Here is an 18,995-nt window from a genome sequence, read left to right as displayed (position 1 = left end):
AGGGTTGCTCCGGGCCTTTGCCGTCAACGCATCATGCGCGTCAGTCTTCCTTCTTTTTCTTGGTGGCCGGCTTCTTCGCGGCGGGCTTTTTGGCGGCGGCCTTTTTTGCCGGCTTCGCCTCGCCATGATCATGGTCGTGGTCATGGTCGCAGTTCTCGTCGTGGACATGCTCTTCAGCATCGGGGTCCGCGAAAAGTTCGTCACGGCTCACGGGCTTGTCCGTGACATCGGCCAGTTCGGCGATGAAGTCGACGACCTTGTCTTCGAAGATCGGCGCGCGCAGTTCCTGCACGGCTTGCGGGTTCTGCTGGTAGTACTGATAAAGCTGCCGTTCCTGACCGGGGAACTGGCGGGCGCGTTCGGCCAGCGCCTGGCTCAGTTCCTGCTCGGTGACCGAGATGCTGTTCTTCTCGCCGACTTCGGCCAGCACCAGACCGAGGCGAACGCGGCGCTCGGCGATCTTGCGGTATTCGGCCTTCACCTCGTCCTCGGGTTCGTCGAGATCGTCGGCCGTCTTGTTCTGGTGGCTGAGCTCGTGCTGGAACTGCTGCCAGATCTGTTCGAATTCCTGCTCGACCATCGAGGGTGGGAGTTCGAAATCATGCAGTTCGTCGAGCTTGTCGAGCATGGCGCGCTTCATATGGGCACGCGACATGCGCGTATAGTCCGATTTGATCTGTTCGGCGAGCGCTTCGCGCAGCTTGTCGAGCGCGTCGAAACCGAAGCGCTTGGCCAGTTCGTCGTCGATCGCGACCTCGGCCGGTGCCTTGACTTCCTTGACCTTAACGTCGAAGACCGCGTCCTTGCCGGCGAGCTGTTCGGCGCCGTATTCGGCCGGGAAGGTCACATTGACGGTCTTTTCGTCGCCGACCTTGACGCCGACGAGCTGTTCCTCGAAGCCCGGAATGAAGCGGCCCGAACCCAGTTCGAGATTGGCGTCTTCGGCCGAGCCACCGTCAAAGGCGACGCCGTCGATCTTGCCGACGAAGTCGATCGTCAGCAGGTCGCCGTCTTCGGCCTTGGCACCTTCGGCGCGGGGTTCGAAATTCTTCTGGTTCTCGGCAAGCCGCTTCAGCGCTTCGTCGATGTCGGCGTCCTTCACCTCGGCCACGAGGCGTTCGACGGAAACCTTTGAAAAATCTGCAAGATCGAAGGTCGGCACAACCTCGAAGCTCATCTTGAAGGTGAGGTCGGCCTTGCCGTCCATCACTTCCTGAATCTCGCCCTCAAGATCGATCGAGGGTTGAAAGGCCGGCCTAAGTGCTTCATCGGCCAGCGCTTTCTGGCTCGACTCGCCGACGGCTTCCTGGATGATTTCGCCCATGACCTGCTTGCCGAAGGTCTTGCGCAAATGGCTGACCGGCACCTTGCCGGGACGGAAGCCCTTGAGGCGAACCTGGTTTTTCATCTCCTCGAGCTTGGCGCCGAGGCGGGCTTCGAGATCCTGTGCGGGAACCTGAATCTTCAATTCGCGCTTCAGACCGTCCGTGTTGGTGACCGTGACCTGCATCTTCCAATCCATTGTATTTCAAGGGGTTTCGGTCTGGTGCGGGCGGAGGGACTCGAACCCCCACACCTTGCGGCACTGGAACCTAAATCCAGCGCGTCTACCAATTCCGCCACGCCCGCCATGGGCCGACGACGAGGCCCGACAAGAGCCAGCCGCTCCCCAATTTGGCGCTCTCTATATCAAGGGGTTCGGGCGATTGCCAGCAAAAGAGCACAGCGGAAAACAGCAGCAGACCCCCCCTCTGTCACGCAACTGTCACGGAACTGTCACAAAGGCTCCGGCGGCGGCTACGCGGGCGGGACCAGAATAATCTTGTCCCCGGGTTTATCGGACAAAGACGAGGTCAGCCGAGTTCGGCCGGCAGGTCGCGCAGAACGGCGGGCAGCATTTCGGGAATATCCTCGGCGATCAGACCGGGCCCGAAGGCGGCGCCGGCCTCGCCATGCAGCCAGACGCCGGCGGCGGCGGCCTCGAATGGCGGCATGCCCTGTGCCAGAAGGCCGAGCACGATGCCGCCCAGCACGTCGCCGGAACCGGCGGTGGCCAGTTCGGGACCGGCATTGATATTGATGGCGGCACGGCCGTCGGGCGCGGCGATGACGGTGTCGGCGCCTTTCAGCACGATGACGGCACCGGCTTCGGCGGCGGCGCGCCGTGCACGGACGAGTTTGCTCTCGCCGGAGGCGGCCAATGCCGGGAAGAGCCGCGCGAATTCGCCCTCATGCGGCGTCAGCACGACGGGACCGGCGAAATAGCCCTTGATGGCGACGAAGAGGTCGCGCGGGATTTCGGCGAAGGCGGTCAGCGCATCGGCGTCGAGCACCATCGCGGCGCCGGACAGCAGCGCCGCCAGCACGTTTTCGCGCGTCGCCGCGCCGACGCCCGCGCCGGGGCCGATCAGCAATGCGTTCTTGCGCTTGTCCTCGAGGATGGCGGTCAAGCCGTCGGCACCGTCGAAGGGCGCCAGCATGATGGCGGTCAGATGCGCCGCATTGACAAGCAGCGCCGCGGGCGGCGTCGCGACGGTGACCAGGCCCGCCCCTGCCCGCAAGGCGCCGCGCGCGGCAAGCCGCGCCGCGCCCGTATGCGCCGCGCCGCCCGAGACGACGACGGCATGGCCGCGGGTGTATTTGTGGCCGTCAACCGAAGGGCGCGGAAAGTCGGCCGCCCAGAGCGGCGGATGGTCGATGAAGGTCTGCGGCGCGATCTCGCCCAGCACGTCGGACGGGATGCCGATATCGGCGACCTTCAACTCGCCGCAGAGACGGCGGCCCGGCAGCAGCAGATGACCGGGCTTCAGTCGGAAGAAGGTGACGGTCAGCGTTGCCTTGAAGGCCGTACCGCGCGGCTGACCGCTGTCGCCGTCGAGACCGGTCGGCACATCGACGGCGGCGACCGGCAGGCCGGCGGCCGCGACGCGGTCGATCAGTTCGGCGACGATGCCGTCGACGTCGCGGGCGAGGCCGGCGCCGAAGATCGCGTCGATGACGAGGGCGGCGCCGTCGGCGGCATCGGCGGTCAGCGGGCGCATCTCGCCCGGCCAGCGGGCGGCCGCCTCGGCGGCGTCGCCTTTCAGGCCGTCGCGCGGGCCGAGCAGGAAGAGCGTCACCGGCCAGCCCTGTTCGGCAAGCAGGCGCGCGGCGACGAAACCGTCGCCGCCATTGTTGCCCGGCCCGCAAAGCACCGCGACGGGGCCCGGCGGAAAGCGAGCGGTCACCGCTTCGGCCACGGCGCGGCCGGCATTTTCCATCAGGACGGATCCCGGACGGCCGCGCGCAATTGTCAGCGCGTCGGCGCGTCCCATCTCGGCGGTGGTCAGCAGCGCGCCCGAGAGGATTTCAGGCGACAGGGAATCGGCGGCGGATGTCATGTCGCCACTATAGGCCCGCAATTGCGGCGGCCAATGGGCGCCGCGGTCCAAAATTGCAGGCCGGTCGCGCGAACGACAGGGCAAGGCCCGCCCCTGATGACGTCGATCGTCCCCCTCTCCTATTGCTGCGACATGGCGGCACGGACCTGGGCGACGGCTTCGCCCCGGCGCTCATGGGCGGGGATGTCGAAGATGACGGTGCGTATCCGGCCCGGCCAGGCGAAGGGCTCGACGTAATCGTGGCAGACCGGCGAGAGGCTGCGGCCGATATCCATGCCGGTGGAAGAAATCATGAAGAGAAGTTTCGGGATCGTGCCGGCGGCGACCTCCTGACCATCGACCAGCAGGGAGACGTCGCCGCCGCCATCGGGACGGCGCGCGACATCGAGCTCGATCATGTGTGCGCCCGGCGCGAGCGGCGCGGCAGCGGCGACCACCGTGTGCTGGTGGAAACAGTTGTAGTCGAAATGCGGCCGGCCTTCCCTGATGTAGAGGACGAAGCCCGAATTGATGCTGCCGCGTGCGACAAGGGCGCCGTCGCCCTTTCCCGCCGGATGATCGATGTCGGCCGTCATGCGCCAGCCGCGCGCAACCGGCGGGCAGACATCGGCGACGATGTGGGAGACCGGCGGGTGATAGACGAAGCGGCGGCGCGACGTCGGCATGCCGGGACGGCGCGAGGCGGCAAAGAGCGCGAGGCCGTTGCGGTCGTCGAGCGGCAGCGCGCCCTGTGCTTCGGCTTCGGCCCACCAGAGATCGATCAGCGCCTTCAGCCGTTCGGGTTCGCTTGCGGCGAGGTCGTTGGTCTCCGAGAAGTCTTCGGCGAGGTTGTAGAGTTCCCAGCGGTCCTCGTCGAAGGGCTTGCCCTGTTCGTGGCGCGTCACGGCCTTCCAGCCATCCTGCCAGATACCGCGATGGCCGAGCATTTCGAAAAACTGCGATCCGCGCGCAATCGTTGCTTCAGGATCGGCGATGGCGGATTTGAGACTGACGCCATGCACCGGCATTTGCGGCACGCCGGCGACGACGGAGGGCGTTTCGATGCCGACGATGTCGAGCACGGTCGGCGCGATGTCGACCGCGTGGCAGAACTGGCGGCGGCTGGCGCCAGGCGCGGCGAGGCCGGCCGGGAAGTGCATGATCAGCGGATCGCGGACACCGCCACCATGGGTGTTCTGTTTGTACCATTTCAGCGGTGTGTTGCCGGCCTGCGCCCAGCCCCAGGGGATGTTGCAGTGGCTTTCGGGACCGCCGATGTCGTCGAGGCGCGCGACCGCCGCGTCGACATCTTCGGGCATGCCGTTGAACCATTTCATCTCGTCGAAGACGCCCTTCGGCCCGCCTTCCTGGCTGGCGCCATTGTCGGACAGCAGAACGAAGAGCGTGTTGTCCCAGCGGCCGATCGATTTCAGGAAGTCGATCAGTCGGCCGATCTGGACATCGGTGTGTTCGAGCATGGCGGCGAAGGCTTCCTGAAGCCGGGCGGCGAATGCCTTTTCGTTCGACGAAAGCTCCCCCCACGGACGAACGCCGGGATTGCGCGGTGCCAGCGCCGTGTCCTTCGGGATGACGCCCATCTGCTTCTGGCGCTCGAACCATTCCGCCCGCACCACATCCCAACCGGCGTCGAACCTGCCGCGATATTTGTCGAGATAGGCCTGCGGCGCCTGATGCGGCGCGTGCATGGCGCCGAAGGCGAGATAGAGGAAGAACGGGCGCTCGGGCACAAGCGAGACGATGTCGCGGATCATGCCTGCCGAACGGTCGACGATGTCTTCGGAGACGTGATAGCCGTCCTCGGCGCGGCCCGGCACATCTACAAAGTGATTGTCATGCGTCAGCTCGGGATAGAACTGATCGGTTTCGCCCTGCAGGAAGCCGTAATAGCGGTCGAAGCCCTTTTGCAACGGCCAGTTGGCGAAGGGACCGGCGGCCGAACATTCGCTCATCGGCGCGAGATGCCATTTGCCGGCGGCGAAGGTTGCATAGCCCTTGTCGCGCAGGATCTCGGCCAGCGTCGCGGCACTTTTCGGGATCGCGCCGCGCATGTTGGGAAAGCCGGTGTCGAAATTCGAGACGCCGCGCATGCCGACCGCATGATGGTTGCGGCCGGTCAGAAGGCAGGCACGCGTCGGCGAGCAGAGCGCGGTGGTGTGGAAGCCGGTGAAGCGCGCGCCTTTGGCGGCCAGCGCGTCGATGTTGGGAGTGGCGATGGTCGAGCCGTAGCAGCCGAGATGGGCGAAGCCGGTGTCGTCGAGCACGACCATCACGACATCGGGGGTGCCGGCCGCCAGTTTTGGCTCCGGCCACCAAGGCGTCGATTCCGCGACGGTGCGGCCGATGACGCCGCCGAATTCCTCGCCCGATGGATGCCTGTAGGTCATCGCCCGTCCCTCCCCGGTTCGCGCCTGTTCTAATGGTTATCATTAAATAGGTGCGGCCGGCGAAGAACAAGCGGCGATTACGAGGTTCCCGAAGGCGGCGCTAGTTGACCTTCGTTTCGGCTTCCCTGCCCTGCTCGACCAGCTTCAGCGCCGTGCCCGAGGTCTCGAAGATGGTGACCGAACAATTGTCGGGGCGGAAGGAGATCAGGCGGTCGTCGCCGAGGGCGGCGCCGGTGGCGACGTTGATGGCGATGAAGTGGGAGAAGATCACCGTGTCCTCGCGGCGCTCCAGCAGCGCATCGACGACCGCCTGCCGCCAGGCCGCCAGATCGACCTTGCCGTGACCGGTGTTGTCCGGCGTCAGCGCTTCGGCCCAGCTGCCGGCCATCAGGCGGCGCAGCCAGGGGCCGCGTTCGGCGAGGTCTTCGATCGGCGAGGGGATTTCGGCGACGCGGGGCTCGATGGCGGCGCTGTCGGCCCAGCTTGCGGCCAGCGGTTCGCTGGTCTCGCGGCAGCGGCGAAGCGGCGACGACAGAAGCGGCAGCTTGCGGCCGACACGCGCCTCGATCTCGCGGGCGACGGCTTCGGATTGCGCGCGGCCCCTGTCGCTGAGGCCCGGATCGGTATCGGCGTCCCAGCCGGCAGCGGCCTCGCCGTGGCGGATCATGTAGATGGTGGGCATGGGTGGAGTCCTTGCACATTCAATATTCGATGCAGAGGGAGTATCGCCCTATTGAACTAGTAGCAAGACTGCTGCCGTCAGCGGCCAAACAGCTGATGGTCGTAATGAAAATAAAGAGATACATTCACTATGAAAATTTATGACAGTACAATCTTGATCGGTGAGCGAAAGTATAGACCAACTTGGGGGAGACCAACGTGGGATATGTGGCAGAAGTCCTTGAATCGGACGAACAGGTATTAGGGGAGGCGCAGATACATTGGATTTATCTGGTCTTCGCTGCGATCATCTTCATCATAGGTTTCACAATAATCATAGGTCCCATCATCGCCGCATATATGGTGTTGAGCTACTACCTGAAAGAATTTGTCATCACCAATAAGCGGGTCATCTACAAGCGGGGTGTTATCTCCCGGAATGTTGACGAGATCGACATTAGGCGGATTGAGGGGACAAACCTGCGACAAGGCATTCTTGGTCGAATGCTTGGATATGGACGCGTTATTGTTCGAGGAACAGGTGTTGGAAATATCAACTTTCCGTTGATTGCGACACCGATTGAGTTCAAGCGACTTGTAGAGAAGGCCACAAAACCGGCCGTGTGATCTGTGCTTCTGGATTGCCGGGTCACGGACCTTCGGTTCGACCCGGCAATGACGTCTTTATTTAATCAGGCGTGAAGATGTTGACGCTGCCGTCGGCGAAGGACTGGACGGTGCCGGGGCGGCCGAGCTGGTCGCGGGTCAGCATGTCCTGAAGCGTCGCCGGATCGTTGGGCGTGTGGGCGACGAAGCGGGCGTCGCTGTCGGCCATGCGGCCGAACAGGATCGCGAATTCGGCGCCGCCGCGGCCATGGACCACGGTGTAGGTCTCGATCTTCGCCTTGCCGTTGGGCTTTTCCTCGACCTTCGGATGCTTTTCGGCGTCGATCTCGGCCTGATAGGTCGCCGGGCTCTCGCGCTCCCATCTGCCTTCGCGCGGCGTCGTCGAATAGAGGCCGAGGCCGTGCTTCGTGACGTACCAGCCGTTCGAGGTGCAGAGGCCTTTGCTGCCCGGCTTCGCGCGCAGCTTGTCCATCATGGTCGCGATCGAGTGCATGACGTAGTTGTTGCCGGCGCCGCCGAAATAGGGAAGGCCGCCGGTGACGGTCAGCGGGCGCGGATCGTCTTCGGCGATGCCGAGTTCGTCGCGGCCGATCTGCACGGCCGAGGGGAAGCAGGAATAGAGATCGAAATAGTCGATCTCGCCAATGTTCCAGCCCGACATCGCGAAGGCCTTGCGGCCCATCATGCGGATGGCCGGCGAGGAATGGAAATTGACGCGCTCGGTCGGATACCAGAGATCGTTGGCATCGGCGCAGCCATGCAGGAAGACCCATTTCGATTGCGGAATGCCAAGCGCGCGCGCCTTCTCGACCGACATCATCACCACCGCGGCGGCCTGATCGACCTGCATGATGGCATTCATGTATTTCGTGTAGGGGAAGCCGACATAGCGGTTGTCGTCGGTCGGGGTGGCGATTTCCTCTGCCGTGCGGGCGATGGGGAACCAGGCCTGCGGGTGCTTCGCCGCGACTTCCGTGAAAGGCGCCATCAGCCGGCCGACGGCAAGCTGATGATCGCGGACGGAGCGGCCCCTGGCGCCGCGAATGGCGTTTTCGAACATCGGATAGATGTTGACCGGGAATTGCAGCTTGTGGCGCTTTTCGGTTTCGGTGACGCCGGCCTTCTCGGTGCCGATGTCGATGCGGGTGCCGCCGGGATTTTCGTCGTGCCAGGGGAGCTGCTTGCCCTGCCCCAGCGCGCGCATCAACGTGCCGAAACATTCCGAGCCGGCGACCAGCGCCACTTGCGTGTCGCCGCGCGCGATCAGCTCGGCGGTGTGGTTGACCAGCATTTGCGGCGTGTTGCCGCCGGTCGGGCCGTAGCAGGTCTTTGCCGGGTTGGCGCCCAGCATGTTGGCCAGCGTCTTTGCCGCATTGGGGTAGCGGCCGAAAGGCAGCCTCCCCGAATCCGGGCTGTCGGTGATGAAGCGCACCGTCGTGACATTGTCGATGGCGGCCCAGAGCTTGTCGCCCAGCCCGGTGTCGGCAGCGGCGGCGCGGGCGGCATCGGCCATCAGATGCATCGGCGAGAGCGCCTTTTCGACATCCTTTTCCTTCTGGACCAGCTGGCCGCAGCCGACCAGCACGGGCATGCGGGGGTCGAGTTTGTCGGACATGAAAGGCGCTCCCTCGGATTTTCTGACGAATTTTAGTTCGTGATGCTAACCATTGGCGGCAGAGAATAACCGCTCGGCCCGCGCTGTCCAGCGGCGGGCCGCGCGGCACGGCGCCGCTGCGTCAGCCGGCATCCGGGGCGGCGTGACGGGCGCGGAAGGCGAAGGCCGAGAGCAGGAAGCGCGCGCCATAGATCAGCGCATCGGCATTGACCTCATGGCCGAGGCCGGGGATCGGCAGGCCCTGACAGACGACACCCGCCTGGGAAAGCGTCTTCACCGACATCATCATGCCGTAGAGCGGCGCCAGCGCATCCTGTTCGCCATGCACCAGCATGACGGGCGGCTTCGAGGTCATCTCGGCGGCCAGCCTGTCGGCGCCGACAAGGCCGCCCGAAAAGCCCAGCACGGCCGCCGGCGCGACGGCACGGCGCAGACCCAGATGCAGCGCCATCACCGTGCCCTGGCTGAAGCCGACAAGGGCGAGGCGTTCGGGACCGAGATTGTTCTTCGCGAGTTCGGCGTCGAGAAAGGCATTAAGCGCCGGCGCGGCCTCGACCGCATCGTCGTAGAGGCGCGGGTCGCCGGCCGGGCGCTTGCCGATCCACTGGAAGCCGCCATCCCTCGCGGGCGCCGGACCGTCCGGCGCGGCGAAGGCGACATCGGGCATCGAGGATTGCCAGTAGTCGGCGAAGGACATCAGCTCGGCGCCGGAAGAGCCATAGCCATGCAGGAAGACGGTCAGCCAGGCGGGCTTGCCGGAGACGGCGGGACGGCGCTGCGCAGCCAGCGTCACGCGCCCCTGCCCTTCGCCCAGACCTTCAACCGCGCACTCGCCTCATCGAGCACCGCGTCCTGCTTGCAGAAGCAGAAGCGGGCGAGGTGTTGCGGCGCCTTGGCGGGGTCGGCGTAGAAGGCCGAGACCGGGATCGCCGAGACTTTCGCCTTGACGGTGATCTCGCGGCAGAAGTCGTCGTCGCTGCCATTGAAGCCGAGAGCCCTGAAATCGGCGGAGATGAAATAGGTTCCGTCCGTGGGCAGAACATCGAGGCCGGCATCGGCGAGGCCCTTCGCTAGCCGGTCGCGCTTGGCCTCCAGCGACGCGGCGAGGCTCGCGAAATAGGCGTCATCCTGTTCGAGGCCCCAGGCGATGGCCAGTTGCAGCGGCGGCGGCGTGGTGAAGGTGACGAACTGATGGGTCTTTGCGACCGGCGCCAACAGGGCGGCCGGACCGGTGACATAGCCGATGCGCCAGCCGGTCAGGGAAAAGGTCTTGCCGGCCGAGCCGATGCGCAAGGTCCGCTCGCGCATGCCGGGCAGCGTCATCAGCGGGATATGGGCGGCGCCCGAAAAGACCAGATGTTCATAGACCTCGTCGCAGACCGCATAGGCATCGTGACGGATCATCAGGGCGGCGATGGCCTCGAGCTCGGCGCGGGCGAAGACCTTGCCGGTCGGGTTCATCGGCGTGTTGAGCAGGATCAGCTTGGTCCGGTCGGAGAAGGCCGCCTCAAGCGCCTGGAGCGGCAGCGACCAGTGCGGCGGCTCAAGGGCCACGGTCACGACTTTCGCGCCCACGGCCTCGATAATCGGCCTGTAGCTGTCATAGGCGGGTTCGATCAGGATCGCCTCGTCGCCGGGGTTCAGGAGGCCCATCAGGCAGTCGGCCAGGGCCTCGGTGGCGCCGGAGGTGACCATGACTTCGGACTGCCAGTCGATATCGAGGCCGTAGAAGCGCCTGTTGGCGGCGGCGACGGCCTGGCGCAGCGCGGGCATGCCCATCATCGGCGGATACTGGTTGGGGCCGTCCATGATCGCCCTGGCGGCGACGGCGCGGATATCGTCGGGGCCCTCGTCGTCGGGGAAGCCCTGGCCGAGATTGATGGCGCCATGCTCGGCGGCCAGCGCCGACATGGTGGTGAAGATGGTCGTGCCCAGACCCGCAAATACCCGGCTCGCCGCCCGCATCGCCCTCGCCTTTTCACGTGAAACGTCGCGGCGTTTGTCGCGGGGCCGGCCGAGGCTGTCAATCACCCGCCGAAAGGATCGGATGCGCCGCCATTCGAGCCAGCATTAACCCGCTGCCTGTTTTTGCACCTTACTGACTATTTCTTGTGCATTTCATCTGCACAACAGACGGGCAGCGATTCGCGGCATTTCACCCAAGCCATTGATTCGAAATATCTTTCCGGCACCGAAAGGGTTGGCACGGGCCGTGCTAACCATCAGGGGCAACGGAGGGCGGCGAGCCCGGGAAGCAAGGAAGCGAACGAATGAAAAAGATCGAGGCGATCATCAAGCCGTTCAAGCTCGACGAGGTGAAGGAAGCGCTGCAGGAAGTGGGGCTGCAAGGCATCACGGTGACCGAGGCCAAGGGCTTCGGCCGGCAGAAGGGCCATACCGAGCTCTATCGCGGGGCCGAATATGTGGTGGATTTCCTGCCCAAGGTGAAGATCGAGGTCGTGCTCAACGACGACCTGGTGGCCAAGGCCGTGGAAGCGATCCAGCAGGCTGCGCGCACCGGCCGCATCGGCGACGGCAAGATCTTCATTTCCTCGGTCGAGGAAGCGATCCGCATCCGTACCGGCGAAACCGGCGTGGAGGCGATCTAGCAACGCAGACGCGGTTCCGGCGCCCTGGCGCCGACGACAGACGACGCGACGCGGGCCCCAGGGCGCCGCGGGCGATTATCAAAGGCGGGCGAGAGCCCGACGCATGTACCCCCTAAAGGACAACAGGGAAAAGAGGATCAAATGGCCGGCAAACCTATTCAGCAGCTCATCAAGGAAAAGGACGTCAAGTATATCGACCTGCGCTTCACCGATCCGCGCGGCAAGATGCAGCATGTCACCTTCGACATCGGTTTCTGCGACGACGACTTCTGGGCCGAGGGCACGATGTTCGACGGCTCGTCCATTGCCGGCTGGAAGGCGATCAACGAGTCCGACATGGTGCTGCTGCCCGATACGGCGACGGCGGTGATCGATCCGTTCTATGCACAGACGACGCTGGCGGTGTTCTGCGACATCCTGGAGCCGTCGACCGGCGAGGCCTATGCCCGCGACCCGCGCGGCACGGCCAAGCTCGCCGAGGCCTATCTCAAGTCGACCGGTGTCGGCGACACAATCGTGTTCGGCCCGGAAGCCGAATTCTTCATCTTCGACGACGTCAAGTTCTCGACCTCGCCCTACAAGACCGGCTTCGAGATCGACTCGGTCGAACTGCCGACCAACACCGACACGGCCTACGAGACGGGCAATCTCGGCCATCGTCCGCGCACCAAGGGCGGCTATTTCCCGGCCAACCCGATCGACTCGTGCCAGGACCTGCGCGGCGAAATGCTGACGGTCATGGAAGAGATGGGCGTCAAGATCGAAAAGCATCACCATGAGGTGGCCGCCGCCCAGCATGAACTCGGCACCAAGTTCCAGACGCTGACGACCGCCGCCGACCACATGCAGATCTACAAGTATGTGATCCACAATGTGGCGCAGGCCTTCGGCAAGTCGGCGACCTTCATGCCGAAGCCGGTGTTCGGCGACAACGGCTCGGGCATGCATTGCCACCAGTCGATCTGGAAGGACGGCAAGCCGCTTTTCGCCGGCAACAAATATGCCGATCTCAGCCAGGAATGCCTGTGGTATATCGGCGGCATCCTGAAGCATGCCAAGGCGCTCAACGCCTTCACCAACCCGTCGACCAACAGCTACAAGCGGCTGGTGCCGGGTTATGAAGCGCCGGTGCTGCTGGCCTATTCGGCGCGCAACCGCTCGGCGTCGTGCCGCATTCCGCACGGTACCTCGCCGAAGTCGAAGCGCATTGAGATCCGCTTCCCCGATCCGACGGCCAATCCGTATCTCGCCTTCGCGGCGATGCTGATGGCCGGCCTCGACGGCATCGAGAACAAGATCGATCCGGGCGGGCCGATGGACAAGAACCTCTACGATCTGCCGCCGGCCGAGCTGAAGGAAATCCCGACGGTTGCGGGCAGCCTGCGCGAAGCGCTGGTCGCGGTCGATGCCGACCGCAAGTTCCTGACCAAGGGCAATGTCTTCACCGACGAACAGATCGACGGCTATCTCGAGCTGAAGTGGGAAGAATGCATGCGGTACGAAATGACGCCGCATCCGGTCGAATACGACATGTATTATTCGGTCTGATCCTCCGGGGACAGACGAAGGAAAGGCCGGCGCGCAAGCGCCGGCCTTTTTCGTTGCGCGTCAGGTGCCCTGTTGATCCGTGTACGGTATTGCCGCGAAATCGGTCAGCAGGACTGACTCAAGCAATGCGCCAGAAACCCTTATTTCTCTTGACCTTTTTGCGAATAGAGGCGTAGCATTTTCCTGTCTCACGAAGGAGGAGGTTTCGAAGATGGCTCCACCGACGCAGGTTGCATCCCTGTAAAGACAGACGATGCGATCCACTGCCAAGACCCGACGCTGTTCTCATGCGTGACCGGTCGGTAAACCGTTTAGGCCAAGGGAAAAGCGCGGAAAAACACCGACGCCAGCGTGACGCTAATTGAGCGCGCGGGCAGACGGCACGGAGATAGGCCCGGCTTTATAGCACGGGCGAGTGCGAGCAGCACATCCAAAAGCAACCCCGCGAGGGAACGCCCGACAGGAAAATCCGGGGCTTCCGCCAGAGCGGGGTTGCGCCGTATGAAAATTCCCGAAATTCAGATATCGCGCCGCGCCAGGTAGTCGTCGCAGAGTTCGACGAGGCGGGCGCCGTCGAAGCTCGGGTCGTGGCCGCCATGGACGATGCGGGGCGCCATGCCGCGCAGACGGCGGATGGTCTTCAGATAGGCCGCGATGTCGGAACCCGGCAGCTCGTCGAGCAGCGGGCCGTCATAGATCGCGTCGCCCGAAAAGAGCGTCTGCGTTTCCGCTTCCCAGAGGCCGATCGAGCCCGGCGAATGGCCCGGAAGATGCAGCACCTCGAAGCGGCGGTCGCCGAGATCGACGGCGTCGCCCTCGCCGATCAGGCCTGTGGCCCGCGTCGAGGTCACGTTGTAGGCGGCGATGTCGAAGCCTCGATGGGGCAGCGCATCGATCAGCACCTCGTCGCGGCCAAGGCCGTAGCCGGCCAGCGCCTCGCGGATCTCTTCCGGGAAGGCGGCGGCCGAGAGCGCCGCGAATTCCTCGTAGCGTTCCATCTGCGCGGCTTCGCCGGGATGGAGCAGCCGGTTCTCGAATTCATGCAGCGAGCCGACATGGTCGTAATGGGTGTGGGTCGCCACCGCGACCAGCGGATTGCCGGTGAGGCCGGCGATCTCGGCGGCCAGCGACGAGACGCCGGTGCCGGTGTCGATCACCAGGTCGCGGTCGCGGCCGCGCACGAACCAGATGTTGCAACGGATGAAGGGATGGACATGCGGCTCGAAGATCAGCGTGACGCCGTCATCCATCTGCCGCCGCTCGAACCATCGTTCCGCAATTTTCACGCTGTCTCCTTCGATGCTCAGGGCCGCTGCAGGGCGGCCGCTGCGCGCGCCTCGTTCCTGGCGTAGTTGCGGAAGGCCGAGAAGACGCCCATGCGCGGATCGGGGTCCTCGCCGGCGCCCATGCGCAGCAGCTGCAGGCAGAACCAGCCCTGCTGGCCCCAGCCATTGAGCGCCTTGACCAGATTGATGCGGCTGTGCGGCCCGAGCAGGCCGGGGCCGAGGCGCAGCGTCTTCTCATAGGCAGGCGTTTCCGCGGCCGCGCCGGACAGGAGCTTTGCGGGTATGGCCGGATCGACGCAGAGCGGACGGGCGATGCCGACCACATCCATCGTGCCGCTGGCCAGCGCCGCGTTCATGCCGGCGGCGGTACGGAAACCGCCGGTCACCATCAGCGGCATTTTCACCGCCGCGCGGATGTCCTTTGCGTATTCGAGGAAATAGGCCTCGCGGGCGATGGTGCTTTCGCGGCGCGGCTCGGATTTCTCGGGATGCAGCGTCATGTCGTCGAGACCGACCAGGCGCGGCTGCTCGTAGGTGCCGCCGGAAATCTCCAGCAGGTCGAGGCCTTCGGCGTCGAGCCAGGCGGCGACGCGGATCGCATCGTCATGGGAGAAGCCGCCGCGCTGGAAATCGGCCGAGTTCAGTTTTACCGAGAGCGGGAAATCGGGGCCGACCGCCTTGCGCACCGCGCGGACGATCTCGAGCAGCAGACGGGCGCGGTTTTCGAGGCTGCCGCCCCATTCGTCGCTGCGGCTGTTGACGTCGGGCGAGAGGAATTCGGAGATCAGATAGCCGTGGGCGCCGTGGATCTGGACGCCGGTGAAGCCGGTGTCGCGGGCGATGGCGGCGGCATGGGCGAAGCGGCCGATCACATCCTCGATCTCGGCGCCGGTCATGGCGCGGGGCTTGCCGAACTGGGCGCCCGGCATGTCGAGCGGCTTTGCCGAGGGCGCGACCGGCTCCTTGTTGACCGAGGCCGGCGTCTGGCGGCCGGCATGGGAGATCTGCATCCAGAGATGGGTGCCGTTTTCGGTGCCGGCCCTGGCGTAGTCGCGCAAGGCGGCAATCGCCTCGTTCGACTGGGGGCCGTCGATCGCCACATTGCCGGGGCGCTCCATGTAGCGGCGGTCGACCTGGACATTGCCGGTCAGCAGCATGCCGGCGCCGCCCGCGGCCCAGCGGCGATAGAGCCGGACATGGGCCGCGGTCGCGCGGTTCTGCACATCGCCCAGCCCTTCGGTCATGGCGCCCTTGGCGAGGCGGTTCTTCAAGGTGGCGCCGCAGGGCAGCGTCAGCGGCGCGGCTATGGTGACGGACATCGTTTTCTCCCGAATTGCGCGATGACCGACTGTGGCACATCCGGCTACGCTGACAAGCCGTTCCGACACATGATATTGAACGCCGCAGCATGGCGCCTGCCATCCCCCCGCCCTACAATCCCGATTGATTCTCTCTCATAAAGTTCCGAGTTCATGGCCGCTCCCAAGTCGCGCAAACCAGCCGATACCGACGATCTCTTCTCCGTCGCCGCCAGCCCGGCGAAGGCCGGCAAGCCCGCGCCCGCCCGGGCCGCCAAGGGCGACGGGACCTATTCGGCCAAGGATATCGAGGTGCTGGAGGGGCTGGAGCCCGTCAGACGGCGGCCTGGCATGTATATCGGCGGCACTGACGAGAAGGCGCTGCATCATCTCTTCGCCGAAGTGCTCGACAACTCGATGGACGAAGCCGTCGCCGGGCATGCCAACTGGATCGAGGTGACGCTGGACGCGGATGGCAGCTTGACCGTGGCCGACAACGGGCGCGGCATTCCGGTCGACCCGCATCCGAAATTCAAGAACAAGTCGGCGCTGGAAGTGATCCTGACGACGCTGCATTCGGGCGGCAAGTTCGGCGGCAAGGCCTATGAGACGTCGGGCGGATTGCACGGCGTCGGCGTGTCGGTGGTCAATGCGCTGTCCGACCGGTTCGAGGTCGAGGTGGCGCGCGACCAGACGCTCTACACCCAGTCCTATGTGCGCGGGACGCCGACCGGCAAGCTCACCGACCAGGGCCGCGTGCATAACCGGCGCGGCACGCGCATCAGCTTCCATCCCGATCCCGAGATCTTCGGCAAGGGCGCGCGGTTCATTCCCAAGCGTCTCTACAAGATGGCGCGCTCCAAGGCCTATCTCTTCGGCGGCGTCGAAATCCGCTGGAACTGCGCGGCGGCGCTGATCGGCGACGACACGCCGCAAAGCGAGGTGTTGCATTTTCCGGGCGGGCTGGTCGACTATCTCAAGACCTCGCTCGAAGGCTACGACACGGTGACGGCCGATGCCTTTACCGGCAAGGTGTCGAAGGCCGGCAGCCACGGCTCTGTCGAATGGGCGATCGCGTGGTTCGGCGGCGGCGACGGCTTCGTCCACTCCTATTGCAACACCGTGCCGACGACCGAAGGCGGTACGCATGAAGCCGGCCTGCGCGCGGCGCTGGTGAAGGGCCTCAAGGCCTATGGCGACATGGTGGGCAACCGGAAGGCCGGACAGATCCAGGCCGACGACGTGATCGGGACGGCGGGTGCGATGCTGTCAGTGTTCATCCGGGAACCGGAGTTCCAGGGCCAGACCAAGGAGAAGCTCTCAAGCCCTGAGGCGCAGCGGCTGGTCGAGAAGGCCATCGGCGATCATTTCGACCACTGGCTGACGGCGGCGCCGCAACAGGCCAACAAGCTGCTCGACTGGGTGATCGACCGCGCCGACGAGCGGATGCGACGGCGACAGGAGAAGGACGTGGCGCGCAAGAGCGCGACGCGGAAATTGCGCCTGCCCGGCAAGCTCGCCGATTGCAGCCAGTCGGCAGCCGATGGCTCGGAAATCTTCATCGTCGAAGGCGACTCGGCCGGCGGTTCGGCCAAGCAGGCGCGCGACCGCGCCAGCCAGGCGATCCTGCCGCTGCGCGGCAAGATCCTGAACGTCGCCAGCGCCAGCGGCGCCAAGCTTGCCCAGAACCAGCAGATTTCCGACCTGATCCAGGCACTCGGCGTGCGCACCGGCTCGCACTACCGCGAGGCCGATCTGCGCTACGACAAGGTCATCATCATGACCGACGCGGATGTCGACGGCGCGCATATCGCCTCGCTGCTGATCACGTTCTTCTACCGGGAGCTGCCCGAGCTGATCCGGCAGGGGCATCTCTACATGGCGGCGCCGCCGCTCTACAAGCTGACGCAGGGCGGCAAGACGCTTTATGCGCGCGACGATGCGCACAAGGACGAACTGCTCGAAAAGGAATTCACCGGCAAGGGCAAGGTCGAGGTCAGCCGCTTCAAGGGGCTTGGCGAGATGATGCCGGCACAATTGAAGGAGACGACCATGGCGCGCGGCAAGCGCACGCTGCTGCGTGTCGTCGTGCCAGCCGACGAGGCCAAGGAAACCGGGATTGCCATCGAGCGGCTGATGGGCAGCAAACCCGAGTTGCGCTTCCAGTTCATTCAGGAACACGCGGCCTTCGCGCGCGATCTCGATATCTGAGCGTTCTCAACTCGCCAGGGCGGCTTCAACCGGCGGCGTCGCAACACGGGTGCCCGGGAAAACCAGAACCACGGCCGTACCGGCTCCCTTCTCGCTGCGGACCATCAGGCGCCCGCCATGCAGTTCCATCATGGCCTTGGCAAGCGGCAGGCCGAGGCCGGTGCCCGATTGCTGGCGCGTCATCGTGTTGTCGGCCTGACCGAAGGGCGTCAGCGCCAGCTTGACCTCTTCGGTCGACATGCCGATGCCGGTATCGGCGATCGAGATCACGAAACTGCCATGCGGTCGATACTCGGCCGACAAAGTCACCAGGCCGTTCCGGTCGGTGAACTTGAGCGCGTTCGACAGAACGTTGATCAGCACCTGACGCACCATCCGCTCGACACCGCACAGTTTCAGATGGCCGTTGTTGATGTCGACGGCGAGATGCACGCCACGCGTATCGGCCAATGGCCGCACCATGCGCTCCGCACTTTCGATCACCTTGTCGATCTCGAACTCGTTCTCGGCTTCCATCGTCGCATGACCGGCCTCGATCTTCGCCAGATCGAGAATGTCGTTGATGATCCCGAGCAGATGGATGCCGCTGTCATTCACGTCGCGGGCATAGTCGCGATAACGCTCGTTGTTCATCGGACCGAAGCGCTCATTGCGCATGATATCGGAAAAACCGATGATCGCATTCAACGGCGTCCTGAGTTCATGACTCATGTTGGCCAGAAAATGCGACTTCGCCTCATTGGCCCGTTCGGCATTGTGAAAGGCCCAGGCGAGGCGCTCGGTCATCTTGCGCAACATCCGGCGCGAAGACTTGATTTCGCGAATGATGATCTGTGAATAGACGATAATCGGGAAGCCGGTGAGAACGGTTACTATGGCGGTCGCGGCGAATATGCGCCAGGTGAAGTCGATCAGGCCGATCTGGCCCAGCATCCAGTTGAGCGATATGGCCAGAACCACCGCGACACCGGTCAGCAGCGTCGTGGTGGCCAGAATCGGCATGCGACCGAGAAGATGGTTGATGAGGGAAAACAGTCCCTGCCGGGAACCACGGCCTGTGCGGTCCATGGGTCCCAGATCGCTCAAGCGCTCCGGCTCATCCATCAATTGATCGGTCATGCCTGCAATCGGCCCAGTTCGCCGCTGTGATCCAGAAGGATGGACCGAAAGCATTAACTTTCGGGAAATCGGCATGTGACGAATCGACCTGCCCGCGGCCCGCAAGACCGGCAGAGGTGCGCCGTTTTCGTCACAATTTTGCTGAATATGGCACCGGACCGGCGGTCGGGACGCCCGCCACGCCCGCTGACAAGGGCATTCTGTTGACAATTGGACCGCAGCGCCTATGGTCCGCGCCTATAACGAAGCGGATCAGCG

General features: G+C 64.5%; 14 protein-coding genes and 1 tRNA gene. 4 read left to right on the top strand and 11 right to left on the bottom strand.

The genetic code is table 11. The features are described from left to right. Positions 1–40 precede the first annotated feature (40 nt). From tig to AAC071_RS00200, 5 genes are all read right to left on the bottom strand, one after another. Positions 41–1,510, bottom strand: a complete 1,470-nt coding sequence (gene tig, locus AAC071_RS00220) for a trigger factor (protein WP_339829232.1) — start codon at positions 1,508–1,510, stop codon at positions 41–43. Between the two features lie 34 nt (positions 1,511–1,544). Further along, a tRNA-Leu gene (locus AAC071_RS00215) sits at positions 1,545–1,629 on the bottom strand. Positions 1,630–1,853: 224 nt separating this feature from the next. Continuing rightward, positions 1,854–3,380: an NAD(P)H-hydrate dehydratase gene (locus AAC071_RS00210; protein WP_339828564.1), complete on the bottom strand. Its 1,527-nt coding sequence runs from the start codon at positions 3,378–3,380 to the stop codon at positions 1,854–1,856. Positions 3,381–3,499: 119 nt separating this feature from the next. Next, entirely contained in the window at positions 3,500–5,764 is a 2,265-nt protein-coding gene (locus AAC071_RS00205; protein ID WP_339828562.1) for an arylsulfatase, read from the bottom strand. A 100-nt stretch (positions 5,765–5,864) separates the two neighbouring features. Next, positions 5,865–6,446 (bottom strand): histidine phosphatase family protein, encoded by a 582-nt coding sequence (locus AAC071_RS00200; RefSeq protein ID WP_339828560.1) that lies wholly within the window; start codon positions 6,444–6,446, stop codon positions 5,865–5,867. A gap of 197 nt (positions 6,447–6,643) precedes the next feature. Here AAC071_RS00200 and AAC071_RS00195 point away from each other — a divergent pair, with 197 nt between their 5' ends. Further along, on the top strand, positions 6,644–7,051 hold the full coding sequence (locus tag AAC071_RS00195; RefSeq protein ID WP_339828558.1) for a PH domain-containing protein: 408 nt from the start codon (positions 6,644–6,646) through the stop codon (positions 7,049–7,051). 61 nt (positions 7,052–7,112) lie between these two features. Here the strand turns inward: AAC071_RS00195 and AAC071_RS00190 are convergent, their stop codons facing one another. From AAC071_RS00190 to AAC071_RS00180, 3 genes are all read right to left on the bottom strand, one after another. Then, positions 7,113–8,666, bottom strand: a complete 1,554-nt coding sequence (locus AAC071_RS00190; RefSeq protein WP_339828556.1) for an acetyl-CoA acetyltransferase — start codon at positions 8,664–8,666, stop codon at positions 7,113–7,115. 121 nt (positions 8,667–8,787) lie between these two features. Continuing rightward, on the bottom strand, positions 8,788–9,459 hold the full coding sequence (locus AAC071_RS00185; RefSeq protein ID WP_339828554.1) for a phospholipase: 672 nt from the start codon (positions 9,457–9,459) through the stop codon (positions 8,788–8,790). Beyond that, complete coding sequence (locus tag AAC071_RS00180; RefSeq protein ID WP_339828551.1) at positions 9,456–10,631, bottom strand: aminotransferase; 1,176 nt, start codon at positions 10,629–10,631, stop codon at positions 9,456–9,458. Before AAC071_RS00180 ends, AAC071_RS00185 begins: the two co-directional genes overlap by 4 nt. A 305-nt stretch (positions 10,632–10,936) precedes the next feature. On the opposite strand from AAC071_RS00180, the gene AAC071_RS00175 reads away from it, so the two are divergent. Beyond that, the gene (locus AAC071_RS00175; RefSeq protein WP_293510435.1) at positions 10,937–11,275 is read left to right on the top strand and encodes a P-II family nitrogen regulator; all 339 of its coding nucleotides are present in this window, start codon (positions 10,937–10,939) and stop codon (positions 11,273–11,275) included. A 141-nt stretch (positions 11,276–11,416) separates the two neighbouring features. Further along, the gene (glnA, locus tag AAC071_RS00170) at positions 11,417–12,823 is read left to right on the top strand and encodes a type I glutamate--ammonia ligase (protein WP_339828543.1); all 1,407 of its coding nucleotides are present in this window, start codon (positions 11,417–11,419) and stop codon (positions 12,821–12,823) included. A gap of 518 nt (positions 12,824–13,341) precedes the next feature. On the opposite strand, the gene AAC071_RS00165 is transcribed toward glnA, so the two are convergent. Together AAC071_RS00165 and AAC071_RS00160 are read right to left on the bottom strand one after the other, a co-directional pair. Beyond that, complete coding sequence (locus AAC071_RS00165; RefSeq protein ID WP_339828541.1) at positions 13,342–14,109, bottom strand: MBL fold metallo-hydrolase; 768 nt, start codon at positions 14,107–14,109, stop codon at positions 13,342–13,344. A 17-nt stretch (positions 14,110–14,126) separates the two neighbouring features. Further along, positions 14,127–15,428, bottom strand: a complete 1,302-nt coding sequence (locus AAC071_RS00160; RefSeq protein ID WP_339828539.1) for an NADH:flavin oxidoreductase/NADH oxidase family protein — start codon at positions 15,426–15,428, stop codon at positions 14,127–14,129. 153 nt (positions 15,429–15,581) lie between these two features. Here AAC071_RS00160 and parE point away from each other — a divergent pair, with 153 nt between their 5' ends. Next, positions 15,582–17,618, top strand: coding sequence for a DNA topoisomerase IV subunit B (gene parE, locus AAC071_RS00155; protein ID WP_339828537.1), 2,037 nt, complete (start codon positions 15,582–15,584; stop codon positions 17,616–17,618). Between the two features lie 6 nt (positions 17,619–17,624). Here parE and AAC071_RS00150 read toward each other — a convergent pair whose 3' ends face one another. Further along, the gene (locus tag AAC071_RS00150; RefSeq protein ID WP_339828535.1) at positions 17,625–18,737 is read right to left on the bottom strand and encodes an ATP-binding protein; all 1,113 of its coding nucleotides are present in this window, start codon (positions 18,735–18,737) and stop codon (positions 17,625–17,627) included. Between the last annotated feature and the right edge of the window lie 258 nt (positions 18,738–18,995).

This window comes from uncultured Parvibaculum sp. (genome assembly GCF_963975745.1).
Taxonomy (GTDB): Bacteria; Pseudomonadota; Alphaproteobacteria; order Parvibaculales; family Parvibaculaceae; genus Parvibaculum.
The sequence above is the reverse complement of the archived record's forward strand: the minus strand, read 5'-3'. Positions and strand labels throughout refer to the sequence as shown.